The organism is Vibrio sp. Vb0937, from assembly GCF_033338855.1.
Window position 1 is genome coordinate 1 of sequence record NZ_JAWOTK010000029.1, and the last position, 12,714, is coordinate 12,714.

The 12,714-nt window shown below is 43.7% G+C and carries 12 protein-coding genes and 1 pseudogene; 5 read left to right on the forward strand and 8 right to left on the reverse strand.

Annotation, left to right across the window (positions count from 1 at the left end; all coding sequences use genetic code 11):
* The 8 genes and pseudogenes from R7P67_RS20365 to R7P67_RS20400 all read right to left on the reverse strand — a co-directional run.
* Window positions 1-2,396: M6 family metalloprotease domain-containing protein (locus tag R7P67_RS20365; RefSeq protein ID WP_318086048.1), on the reverse strand; the 2,396-nt coding region annotated here is incomplete at its 3' end.
* A gap of 360 nt (window positions 2,397-2,756) precedes the next feature.
* Window positions 2,757-4,124 carry a TrkH family potassium uptake protein gene (locus R7P67_RS20370; RefSeq protein ID WP_064353721.1) on the reverse strand — a complete coding sequence of 456 codons (1,368 nt, stop codon included), beginning with the start codon at window positions 4,122-4,124 and terminating at the stop codon, window positions 2,757-2,759.
* A complete protein-coding gene (locus R7P67_RS20375) occupies window positions 4,121-4,783 on the reverse strand; it encodes a potassium channel family protein (RefSeq protein WP_005388291.1) in 663 nt (220 codons plus the stop codon). Before R7P67_RS20375 ends, R7P67_RS20370 begins: the two co-directional genes overlap by 4 nt.
* A gap of 250 nt (window positions 4,784-5,033) precedes the next feature.
* A complete protein-coding gene (locus tag R7P67_RS20380) occupies window positions 5,034-6,242 on the reverse strand; it encodes a DEAD/DEAH box helicase (protein ID WP_005382264.1) in 1,209 nt (402 codons plus the stop codon).
* Window positions 6,243-6,341: 99 nt separating this feature from the next.
* Window positions 6,342-7,081 (reverse strand): annotated as a pseudogene (locus R7P67_RS20385) (transglycosylase SLT domain-containing protein).
* 210 nt (window positions 7,082-7,291) lie between these two features.
* Entirely contained in the window at window positions 7,292-8,536 is a 1,245-nt protein-coding gene (locus tag R7P67_RS20390) for an NAD(P)/FAD-dependent oxidoreductase (protein ID WP_318086049.1), read from the reverse strand.
* A gap of 7 nt (window positions 8,537-8,543) precedes the next feature.
* On the reverse strand, window positions 8,544-9,611 hold the full coding sequence (locus R7P67_RS20395) for a class I SAM-dependent methyltransferase (RefSeq protein ID WP_053350459.1): 1,068 nt from the start codon (window positions 9,609-9,611) through the stop codon (window positions 8,544-8,546).
* A gap of 27 nt (window positions 9,612-9,638) precedes the next feature.
* Window positions 9,639-10,037 carry a hypothetical protein gene (locus R7P67_RS20400; RefSeq protein ID WP_005382272.1) on the reverse strand — a complete coding sequence of 133 codons (399 nt, stop codon included), beginning with the start codon at window positions 10,035-10,037 and terminating at the stop codon, window positions 9,639-9,641.
* A 76-nt stretch (window positions 10,038-10,113) separates the two neighbouring features.
* Between R7P67_RS20400 and R7P67_RS20405 the strand changes: the two genes are divergently transcribed.
* From R7P67_RS20405 to R7P67_RS20425, 5 genes are read left to right on the forward strand one after another with little or no spacing between them, the layout of a single operon-like run.
* A complete protein-coding gene (locus R7P67_RS20405; protein WP_017819930.1) occupies window positions 10,114-10,842 on the forward strand; it encodes a beta-ketoacyl synthase chain length factor in 729 nt (242 codons plus the stop codon).
* Entirely contained in the window at window positions 10,839-11,606 is a 768-nt protein-coding gene (locus R7P67_RS20410; RefSeq protein WP_005388305.1) for a lysophospholipid acyltransferase family protein, read from the forward strand. Before R7P67_RS20405 ends, R7P67_RS20410 begins: the two co-directional genes overlap by 4 nt.
* 13 nt (window positions 11,607-11,619) lie before the next feature.
* Window positions 11,620-11,880 carry a phosphopantetheine-binding protein gene (locus tag R7P67_RS20415; RefSeq protein WP_005382278.1) on the forward strand — a complete coding sequence of 87 codons (261 nt, stop codon included), beginning with the start codon at window positions 11,620-11,622 and terminating at the stop codon, window positions 11,878-11,880.
* Window positions 11,881-11,895: 15 nt separating this feature from the next.
* A complete protein-coding gene (locus tag R7P67_RS20420) occupies window positions 11,896-12,153 on the forward strand; it encodes an acyl carrier protein (protein ID WP_025766966.1) in 258 nt (85 codons plus the stop codon).
* Window positions 12,153-12,713 carry a hypothetical protein gene (locus R7P67_RS20425; protein ID WP_132936505.1) on the forward strand — a complete coding sequence of 187 codons (561 nt, stop codon included), beginning with the start codon at window positions 12,153-12,155 and terminating at the stop codon, window positions 12,711-12,713. Before R7P67_RS20420 ends, R7P67_RS20425 begins: the two co-directional genes overlap by 1 nt.
* Window position 12,714 lies beyond the last annotated feature (1 nt).

Genomic DNA, 12,714 nt, shown 5'->3' on the forward strand with positions numbered 1-12,714 from the left:
GCAGACAACGTGACTCGCTGCCCAACCGTCATGTCTTTATTATCAACATCAATCACGGCCACTGGCGCTTCGTTGCTGCCAAGCACTTCCACCTGCACATTCACGATTGAAGATGAGTACGCACCATCAACCGACAACAAACGATATTGGAAAGTGTCCAGACCAACGAAGTTAGCTTCAGGTTGGTACTGGTTGCCAGAGATGGTGCCGTGCTCAGGCTTCTGCATAATGTCCACATTGAACTGATACCCTACCGCCATGAAATCATTGTCCATCAGGTTCAGTTTGATTGGCGTATTTTTATTGGTTTGTAACGAATCAGATTTCGCTTCAACCAAGTTGCTCGCATCCACATTTAATAATGCTGCAAACGGAATATAAGAGAACCCGGCTTTTTCTAGACCAAACGTGCCAATCTCACTGTAATCACCAGTCCACATTACAGGTAGGGAGGCTTTTTCAGTTTTTAGCAAGCGGCCGAAGTCAAAGTTTGCATCAAATTGACCGCCTTCCAATTCAACGACCAATAAATGCTGACCCGCACTCAATTGGCTTGATTGAGGGAATAAAATTCGAGATGACTTTTGGAAGTTACCTTGCTGTAAAAGCTCAGCGTTGTTTTGATTCAATATTAATCGATAGCCAATGTTTCCCGAAAATGGGAATCGCCAAACTCGATAAGTCATGTCACTTTGAGCGCTATCTCTTTGCGCGTAAAGTTGAAGGCCATCAAGCTCTGTATCACTATTCAAGTCCAGTGACACCGCCAGAGTGTTACTCCCACTCGCGTACACATAACCTTGGTGAAGAGAGTTCAGCCATGCTGATTTATTTGGTTCGTTTGTATGTTCAAGAGAAAAACTACCACCGTTGGTGTTGCTGGCAATGTTGGAAATACGAACCCCAGTATCAAACCCTGTGATCGCTCTCAGACCCGGGGTCGATGTATCTGAAATGACATCGCCACCATTAGGATATAAATCGTCAGCGTCACTCCTACCATCATTTTCTAACTCATTCAGACCATCAGCCTGCATGATTTGAACCTGCATCGCGCCAACATCATTAAAGCGGTTCTGGACATTAACCGACGTCGCTAGAATACCTTCAGCCGCCAATGCTCGGTCGTAACCGCTAAAGGTGCGATTTTCCAAGTAAATACGTGGACCAAACTCTTTCAAGTACGGGTCGAGATACACCAGCTTGACATCGTCGTTGTTCACAGAAATAGGCGCTGGACTTTCATGAGTTACCGTTGGTACAACAAAACCAGCAGCGTGTTTGCTCCATGCACTCATGTTCACCGGAGTGTCACCAGCGTATGAATCTCCCGGTTTCTGCGCCCATGAACCGCCACCCATCACGCCCCAAGAGCCAATCGAGGCATCACTGTTCCTTGCGTACAAATCCGGCAAGCCAAGCATTAAGTGGCCAAGCTCGTGTACGATCACGCCCAACGTCGCTTGATGATCAACTTGATAGTCAGCGAACACACAATAGTCTGTGATCTTTTTACCATCTAGTGTGACATCATCGTGAGAGAATTTGTGCGGCCAAATCGCAGGACGGTTGAGAACCCCTGTTGAACGATCTCCCCCCGCAAAAATAAACATGACAGAGAGTTCTGACGGTTCTACGGTACCATTTTGATTGCTGTCGTAGGCCGAAAGATTAAAGTATGGATCCAGTTTTTGATAAGCCTCGGTGAAAACCGCATTCAACTTGGCGGTGCATGTCTTATCAGTCGAACTAGAGTGACAGTTAGGGTGGCTTTGTGCCACAGTCACATCTATCACACCGTCATTGGCGGTGCCGTAACTCTCAAGTGCAGGAACAACTTTGAATTTACCTTGAGAGTTTTTATCAAAGTAATCCACAACGCTTTGACCATTGGTATTAAATACGCGTTGCTCAAAATCATGCACCATTGCTTGGTCATCAAACGAAACTTGCACAACCAATAGGGGCTGCTGCTTCACCGTTGAACTGCTCATCGCCTGGTAACCTTGCGCCGAACGCAGTAGGTTTTTTCGTGCCATCGGCTCAATGGTTTTTAGAGAAGATAATTGCGGTTTAACTTGTAAATCCGGGCGAAACTTCGCCGACTCAGGTGGCTCACTCGACTGCGTTTTCACCACACCTGTCGAGGTCAATATTGGCGTGTCTGACTCGCGCTGAATCTGCGCGAAAAACCAAACGCCGTCTTCCTGAAGTAAGGCATTGCCCTGCTTATCTTCAAACCAGTGGAAATCTGCCGTTCCACGTAGAATTGCCTCACTGGAGCTACCATCGCTCAACGCAATAGTATGCCAAATCGGTGATGGCGGAGTAGTTGCCATGCTCTTCCCTGCAAGAAGCGCAGTTAGCATAGCCATGGCGAGTGTGTTGAATTTCAAAGTACGACTCCATCTTTTCGATTCGTTCATTCATACCAAGCACAACAAACACAAAGTAACCCTATGTGCATAGAGTAAGACTGAGTGACTATTGACGAAGGCTGGTATCAATTCGCTCAGATAACACGACGTAGTTTGGTGTCACACTACAAAAGCGTCGGATTCCAAAACGCTGTTATGAGCGTAGCTTCTGAGAATATAAATTGAGTGAATGAATAGTATCGAAACGAAAGGAAGAAGAAATGAACTTCTACGAATTTGTAGGTAAAACTGGGCAACATTCCACATATTCTATAAATGTACGAGCACTGCTATTAATCAATGCTCGTAATGGTCGCGCGGCCATTGTTTAACGCTATATTAACCTGTAAGAACGGCGTCTTCTGGGTATTTGACCAAGGTAGGTTCAGGACGTGCCAACATGTAGGCAAGCGTGAGCGGCCCAATACGACCAATGATCATCACCACGATCATAATGTATTTACCAGGTTCAGAAAGTTCCGCAGTCAAACCGGCGGTGAGCCCCACTGTGGCAAATGCGGAAATGGTTTCAAACATAACTTTATCAAAGCTGGCCTTCTCGGTAAGCATCAATAAAAACATTGCGCTTGTCAGGATGGCTCCGCTCACAACGATAATTGCCAATGACTTAGTCACAGTTTGCCAATTTATGGTTCGCTTAAACATAACCACATGTTTCTTTTGGCGTAAAAAGGTCCACGTAGCCATAAACGCAACAGCAAATGTGGAAACTTTAATACCGCCCCCCGTTGAGGTGGAACCCGCTCCAATTAACATTAGAACAATCATGACCAGTAAGGCCGGCTGGGTAAACAACGCCAAGTCAACACTATTAAACCCTGCCGTTCGAGCACTCGCAGATTGAAAGAATGCCGCCAACCATTGCCCTGTTGCAGGTAAAGACGCCATTGTGTTTGGGTTACTTCGCTCAAGTAACCAAAACATCATCGTTCCGACTAAGAGCAATATCGGTGTCGCAATCAGCATGATTTTGGTGTGAAGATGCAAAAAGTGGAAACCTTTGCGCCAGTTTAGCCAGATGTCACCCACAACAGTAAAGCCAAGCCCGCCAAAAATGAATAGCCCCGCCAGTGTAAAGATAACCAACGGATCATTCACAAAGCTCATCATACTGTCAGAAAACAGCGCGAACCCAGCGTTGTTAAATGCAGAAATTGCATGAAACAAGGCGTAAAACATACCAGTCTTCCAGCCCATTTCAGGGACCCAGCGGATAGAGAGAAAAATAAACCCGATCGTTTCTGCAACAAGCGCGAAAACAACAATCCGCTTTACTAGTCGGTTTAGATTGACTTGCCGATCTTGCCCTAATGCTTCTTTCGCCAGCGCTTGTTGACGCAAACTCAAACGCACGCCGAACATATAGAGTAAGACCGCCGACAAAGTCATCTGCCCCAACCCACCGATTTGCATTAAAAACATCAGCAAGATTTTGCCCGCAAGCGTAAAGTGTTGCCCAGTATCGACAACACCAAGCCCTGTCACACTAATAGCGGACGTTGCGGTAAACAAAGCATCCGTTATCGACAGGCCCGTAACAGAAAAAACTGGCAAGGTTAGCAATACCGCAGAAGGCAGTAAAACACCGAGAAAACTGAGCAATATAATTCGCGGTTCGTTGCCTTTCGCTTTCTCTTGTTTACCATCTGGTGCGTAAAAAACACCTTTCTGATGAAAATACGTCATAGCGATTTTAATTTATTTGCGAGCGCATCTTGAGGGCCGACCACAATAATTAGGTCACCAATTTCTAGTGTGGTATTAAGGTCAGGTGCCTTGGTAATTTCTGGGCCCCGTTTAAACCCTAGCACTTGCACGCCATCGACTTTGCACAGAGCCAAATCACTTAGTGTCTTACCCATCCAACGAGAGCCAATCACAAACTCCGTCATAGCTAAGCCACTGCCTAATGGGTGGAACTCAAGAACCCGTTTATCGAGCATTTTACGCGCGACACGTATCCCCATGTCACGCTCAGGCATGATAATGTGGTCTGCGCCAATTTTTTGCAGAACACGAGCTTGGAAGCGGTCGTTGGCTTTAACCCATACTGACTTTACTCCCGCCTCTTTAGCAATCAATGTCGCAAGAATACTGGCATTGACATCCGCTCCGATGGCAATCATCACCATGTCGTAATCATCAAGTTTGAGCTCAGCAACCGTCTCTTCGTGAGTACAGTTAGCCACAACCGCCTGACTAACAAAACTGGCGGCTTCTTTAACTCTGTCTTCGTTGATGTCAACGGCTAAAACTTGAGCGCCTGAATCTTGTAACTCTTTACACACTGCCAAACCAAATCGGCCAAGACCAATAACGGCGAATTGCTTATCACCTGTTTTCATTTGTGCCCCATCTTATGCATTCATTAGCAAGCAAAAAAGTTTGCGCCCATTCCTTACCTTGTGCAAACCTGCGGACAGATAATTGACAAAAGCTTAACGCACCTTGATTCACTTTACGTGTTAAGCGTATGACACTGATTAACTTTTTTCCTCATTACCGAATAGAAACCGTCGCGATGGCTACATAATTGGATGCCTAAAAACGCAAAAAGCCGCAAGAATGCGGCTTTTAGATCATGGGATAAACTGGCTATTTTGATTCGCGCTTATCGTGCGGTTTACGTTTATTCTTAGGCACGTAATTTAAAATTGAAATTGGTACTGGCTTTCTTGGCGCAAAACCTTCAATTTCCACTCGCTCTAGCAAGTGCCCTAAACGACTTTCAATCATGCAGAGGTTCTTAAAGTCGTCTTTTGAAACCAGTGATATCGCCTCACCTTTCGCGCCAGCACGACCTGTACGACCAATACGATGTACATACTCATCCGCTGGGTAAGGTAAATCGTAGTTGATGACAACTGGCAGATTATCAATATCAATACCGCGCGCAGCAACGCCGGTTGCGACTAAGTACTGGATTTCACCCGCTTTAAACTTTTCTATTAATTCCTGGCGAACACGCTGATTACGGCCACTGTGGAATGCTTCTGCCACAATGCCACGTTTCTCAAGTTGGCTTACCAGTTTGGCTGCGCCGTGTTTAGTTTCAATAAATACCAGTACTTGCGACCAGTCATTTTCTTTAAGCAAGTGACTTAACAGCGACGACTTCATGTCTTTATCGACGGTCGTGATCCACTGTTTAATATTTGATTTTGAGGCACTGTGCTTTGCAATCGTGATCTCTTCAGGATCAATAATCGCATTTTTCGCCAAGTCACGAACAGGGTTAGATAACGTCGCTGAGAACAGCAAACTTTGCACATGTTCTGGCATACAGTCGACGATTTTGTCGATCGCATCGATGAATCCCATATCCAACATTTTGTCGGCTTCATCAAGCACTAGCATTTCCACTTCATCAAAGTGAATCGCGCGTTGACCGTACAGATCAATCAAGCGCCCAGGCGTGCTTACCACAATATCGACACCCTCGATCAAGGCTTGTTTTTGTGGTGCATAATCCACACCACCAAACATCGCCATTGAGCGTAATGGTAAGTTTTTACCATAAGCTTCAATACTTTGATGAACCTGAAGCGCAAGTTCGCGTGTTGGCGTTAGGATAATCGCACGAGCGCGTTTTTTACGTTGCGTTTCGCCTCGACTAAGCTTTTCTAAGATTGGCAGAACAAAACTGGCCGTTTTACCTGTGCCCGTTTGCGCTGCTGCAATTAAATTGCGGCCACGCAATACGATTGGAATGGCTTTTTGTTGGATAGAAGTGGGTTTTTCATAACCTAGCGCTTTTACTGCATCAGCAATCGATGCGCTTAAACCAAGCTTAGAAAATGGCATAGAAAGGTCTCAACAGAGGAAATGGGCGCGTAGTGTATCAGAATCCCCGTGAAGTAACAGAAGGATTCATGCGCGAAAAACTAGGAACATGACACAATCTTAGCCCATGAAATTGGGCTGCAAACCTTTTTCTAATTTTTTCCTCACTTTGTAGGAAACATCATTAAGCGTGATTTTCCCGTTTTGTGGCGGTCGATACTTGCATTCTGTCGATAGGCAATTGAGCCTTGTCTGAACAAAACGAAAGACGGCGGTTTACCAATCGCAGCAGGGTAGAGAATGGCCATGTAAGCATCTTCTAAGCTATTAATTTTATTTCGATAGGGCCAATAGTACGCTTTCACATAGTCAAGTTGTTCAAGCGCGCTCATTCTCGCAAGAGTCTTTGTGTTCACTCCTAATGACTCTGCGGTAGAAGGCATAAATTGAATTAACCCTGTAGCCCCGCTTCCGGAACCATTTTTGATGCTTGGACTGAAAGTTTCAGCAGTTTCAAATGCCATGCACGCCATAAGATGATTAGGATTGATCTTTAGCTCTTTACTAATACGAATGACTTTAGATTTGAACTCTGGAGAAACTTTACCTCCCCACGCGACCGCGTTCTCGGGATCTGCAATCGAAGAGACCGTTGATGCGTCGTGTTCTTCGACAATTTTAGAAAGTAGAGGAAGCGTTTGGCGTAGTCGATGGCTCGAACTCACCAAGCGAATTGATTTGGTAAGAAACTTGTCTTTTTTTTGATGTAGTTTTTGGAACTTTACTAACTTATACAGTTGCTTATAAACCGTTTTCACAACGAAGCCGGATGTAGGGAACACTCCCAGAATGTAATCCATCTCCTACAAATTTAATATAAATATCAGCAACAGGAATCCTAGATGTGATCAATGTCACCATAAAAATTCTCAAATTCGATACACACCGATGTAAGTGGTCAATGTGTCTCCAACACGCTAGAAGTAAAAGTAAAGAGGCATTAAAAAGGTCTTACCAATTTTTTGGTAAGACCTAGGTTTACTGATTCTCGGATAAGCGAATGTATATTCTTACAGTTCAGCTTCCTGAACCAGTTCTGCAAGCGTCGACAAACGCTGCTCACTTTGTTTTACGTAAGGATTATTCGTATCCCAAGCATATCCAGCCAAAATCGCACTAATCATCTGTTTAATACGTGGGTTCGGTTTTTGATAGAAAATCACATCTTGCAACGTGCCGTTGTACCAGCCTTCCACATAAGTGCGGAATGTGTTCACTCCCACCATTAAGCGTTGCGAGTACTCTTCTTGCCAATCAACCTTTTCACCATTCAGCTGACGAACCACGCAGTCCGCTGCAAACTCTGCCGATTTCATGGCGATAGTGACACCCGATGAAAATACAGGATCAAGAAACTCACCTGCATTACCAAGCAACGCGTAGTGCTCTGTCGCTAAACGTTTGACGTTAGCAGAATAGCCACCCAACTCGCCTGCTGGATTCGGGTAATTCGCATTTCGCAACAAAGAAGCCAAACCCGGCTCTTCATTGGCTAACTGCTGCAACGCTGCAATCTTATCTTCTGGGTATTGTTCGAAAAATTCTGGCTCACCCACCACACCAAACGAACAGGTACCATTAGAGAATGGGATTAGCCAGTACCATACGTCGTGATTTTCAGGATGAACTGAAATTAAAATTTTGTTGCGATCGTATTCCGGCTCTTGGGGAGAGATATGATCTTCGATATGGGTAAAGATCGCTTTTCTAGGCGGAAGACAAGAAGGTTCTTCTAGCTCCAACAAGCGTGGCAAAACACGCCCAAAGCCACTTGCATCCAGCACAAAATCTGCTTCGATTTGATAAGCCTTCTTATTTGAGTCGAGCACTTCTAATCGAGACTTTTTCCCTTCAAACACTAGGTTGAGCAGCTCATGCTGATAACGAATCTCTACGCCTTGCTCTTCAGCGCTATCTGCCAATAATTTATCAAAGTTGGCACGTTGAACCTGAAACGTCGTGCCCGGTCCTGGTGTGTATTTGTTTGTAAAGTCGAACTGGGTGTATACGCCATTACGACGAAATGCAGCACCATCTTTATACTGGAAACCAAACTGCTTTACTGCATGAGTCATTCCTGCTTGTTCAACCACTTCCATACATGCAGGGAGTAGGCTTTCTCCTATGGAAAAACGTGGAAAAGTCGCTTTTTCTAAGACAACAACATCTATGCCACGCGATTTTAATAACGCAGAAACGGTTGAACCTGATGGCCCCGCTCCTACGACAACAACTTGCTTGAGCTCTGTTTTCATTCTGAATTTAGTTTGCTTGTAGTTTTAATAAGGTATGACCAAGGCCAATATTGTCGGTTCTTTCAACGACAGATAAACCTGCCGCTTCGACAATTTCTAAGAAATCATCACTGCGATAAAAGCGACTATTACCGTTAGCTAAACAGGTAAAATAAAGAGAAGTGGCATTAAGGCTATAGGAAGCTCCCGCGTATTTTTGAGCATCCCAAAACAGCTCCAATACGTAAATAGTATCTCCCTTCGTTAACTGGGCTTTAACTTTTTTAAGGATATTGAGGATCTCAATTGGGGAAAAGCAATCCAAGAACTGGCTCATCCACCATACGTCAGCATGCTCAGGCAATGTTTGTGCTTTATCAAGCATGTTTGCAGGGTATGGACGTACACGCTCGACGAACTGGTTTTCTGAAACATTCTTCATCGCTACTTCTAATTGCTGCGGTAAATCAACAATCGTCACTTGAACGTCAAGGTCATGTTTACAACACTGAATCGCCCATTTTCCCGTATTTCCGCCAATATCCACAAGATGCTTTGGCTTGCTTGCAAATACCTCTTTAAGCAGAAGTGGGAACGAGCGATCCGAATAGAAATGATCGAACTTAAACCAGCTCTGTTTGGCTTGTTCTGGTAACGTCGATAGACCTTGATAAATGGTCTCCCAATTGCCCAACTCTTTCAAACCTGACGGTTTACCTTCTTGAATTGCTTCCGTCAAATGCATCATCGCGGCGTAACAAACATCTGCCGTAAAATCCATGTTTGCATTCGTCATACCATCATGAAGAAGGTAAAAACCAAGGTTTGCAAGCGAATAGTTAGGTCGTTCCCATAAAACAATATGCGCACTAATCGCCATATCCAACAGTACTTTAACACCATATTCTGATACTCCCGTTTTCTCGGCAATATCTGTGGCACTCATGCCTTGTGCGCCAGCGCTGTCTAAAGCGGCTAAAATACCTAAATCTCGAAGCGTTCTAGCAGTCTGGAACACGATTGGTGCAAAAGATAACTTCTGAGCTTCTGTCTTCGCCTCAAAAGCATTAAAAGGGTCATTATTTTGATTTAACACGGAAAAACCTAACTGCAATTAATAGTTTTATTGTTGAGATTGATTGCCCAACAATGCAATAGCTCGCTGAATATCAACATTCAAGTTGTTTACCCAACGATTGTAATTGCGGTGGATTTTGCCATCACTTGCTTTGAGATTTACTGAGTTGAGATAAATAATTGAGTAATATTTATTATTGTATGGGATTTTTACTTCTGCAGAGTGTTTACGAACGTGGATTTTTGCAATAAGAACACCAGGGCTTACTTCTTCGATCGTCCAGCCTCGGTTAGTTGCTGATTGCACTATGGCCATTTTTACTTGTTTATTTTGAAGATCATAAGCAACTGGAGTATCCTCCACATTCATTACAGGTTGTACTCGTCCACAACCAACAAGAAGCAAAGTTAATAATAACGAGACATACAGCTTAAAACGCGACATGATAATTTCCTTTTTATTGTGAATTTGGGTCAACCCCAATTTGTATCGAGCTGTAAAATAAACAATTTAACCCAATATGCCAAACTCGAAGATCAACATTTCGTTCAATATTGATGCGTGGACAGCGAATTCATTCGGTTTATCCGAATCCAATGAATGGAAACAATGGGCAACAGAGATAAAATGGCCAGAAGATGGCAAAATCAATGTTGCAAATATTCCTGCGATGATGCGCAGAAGAATGAGCCCACTCAGTAAACTGGCGGTACAAACTGCAATCGAAATGCTTAATCAACATCAAGTTGATTACCTTGTATTTTCAAGCCGTCATGGTGAACTGCATCGCAGCGTCGCACTAGTTGAAGATATAATTAATGGAGAAGAGGCGTCTCCGATGGCTTTTTCTCAATCGGTGCACAATACCGCCGCAGGGCTTGCCACTATCGCAACTAAACAACCCATTCCCCTAACTTCTATCGCTGCGGCAGAAAACACATTCCAAAGCGCAATATTAGAAGCATGGCTGTTTTTGTCCGACAATCCTGACAAAAAAGTACTGCTTGTTGATTTTGATGAGCCTATGCCTGACTCTTATTTAGAATATGAAAACCAACAATACCAAGGGTTTGGACTTGGTTTAATACTTTCTCATGGAGACAAGTTCGCGATACAAAGCTCCATAAACGCAGAACGTTCCGGTCATCCTCTTCCTCAAGGTTTAGTATTTTTGCAACAATACTTGTTAGATAAAAGCCAGTGGACTATTTTCGCTCCGCAACAAGCTTGGGAATGGCACAAAAAATGACTCGCTTAAATCAGTATTGGCGTGTGCTAGCAACAGGCTTTTGTTTTTCAGTATTTGGGTTAGGTGGTTTAGTACTGAGTTTCATTGTTATTCCGACCATTCGTATTTTTGTTTCAGACCAAACGGAACGCGAATATAAAGTTCAGGGTGCGATTCGATATTCATTCAACACATTTTGTAAATTGATGAAGCTAAGTGGCGCAATCGATTATCAAATTATTGGTGCCGATATTCTTCAACAAGATCGTAATTGTTTAATTGTTGCCAACCACCCTAGTTTAATCGATTACGTTCTCATTGCTTCACAATTAAATCGCTGCGACTGTTTAGTAAAATCGGCAATATGGTCGAATCCTTTTATGAAGCACATCGTAAAAGCAGCCGGATATATTCCCAATGAAGCACCGGATGATTTATTAGCACTTTGTGATGAACGATTTAACAAAGGCAACGTGTTGCTTATATTTCCTGAAGGAACAAGAACAACACCAGGTGTAGAGCCGAAATTACAACGCGGTGCAGCACAAATTGCGGTAAGAACAGAACGAGATTTAAGAGTTGTCCATATTACGGTAACGCCAAGTTTCCTCACAAAAGAGAAAAAATGGTATCAAGTACCGGCAACAAAGCCCTTTTTCAGGGTTGAAGTTAAGGATAAAGTTGAGATTACCCCCTTTATAAAGCAAACTACGTCGCCGACAATAGCGGCGCGACGCTTACAACAGCACCTAGCTGAAAACATTTTTCCAGAAAACTTTTATTAATAAGCAGGTCCCAGTGGAACAGTTACACAACGACATTAAGCAACTTATTATTGATGCTTTAAACCTTGAAGATTTAACCGTAGATGATATTGAAACGGATGCACCACTTTTTGGTGATGGACTTGGCTTAGATTCTATCGACGCGCTTGAGCTTGGACTCGCAATAAAAAAACAATACAACATCGTTATTGATGCCGACGACTCAAATACGCGCGAACACTTTGCGTCTGTAGCAAATCTAGCGAAATACGTTTCTTCTCAAACTAATGAATAAGTTGTAGGTATATTCATGACTGATGTAAATAAAGATCAAGTATTTGAACAAGTTAAAGATGCGCTTGTTGAGCTGTTCGAAATTGATGCAGCCGACATTCAATCAGATGCGCACTTATACCAAGATCTCGATCTTGATAGCATTGACGCCGTTGATTTGGTCGTACACCTACAGAATGTCACTGGCAAAAAAATCAAGCCGGCAGAGTTTAGTACAGTAAGAACCGTCGACGATGTGGTTAACGCTGTTACTGAGTTATTGAAGGAAAGTTAATGCGCCAATTGCTGACTGGTCTGTCTGCAATTGTACTGTTTGCCTACCCCTTCGCCGTCTATTTCGGTATAGATAAATTTGGCTTGAACTTAGTTGGGGGCTTGTTAATTGCTGCGTTACTTTTGCGTGTTTTCGTCGCAAATAAGACCCCACTAAAAGAGTTTAAGTTCTTGGCGCTCGTTACGGGCGCTGTTGGCATTGTCCTAATTACGCTTGGCATGGTGTTTAAACAACATGGGTGGCTTCAGTTTTACCCTGTCGTTGTCAATGTATGTATGCTGTGTGTATTTGGACTGAGCTTAAAACAGCCGCAATCGATCATAGAGAGGCTTGCTCGCTTGCAAGAACCCGACCTTCCGGCTAGTGGCGTGACTTACACTCGCAAAGTGACGATGGTTTGGTGCGCCTTTTTTACGCTCAACGCTGCTGTTGCACTCTATACCTGTTTCCTACCAGTAAAAATATGGACGCTTTATAACGGCCTCATCAGCTACTTACTTGCTGGTGGCTTGTTCGCTGGAGAATGGATCGTGCGTCAATTTGTTCGAAAGGAACACTAAT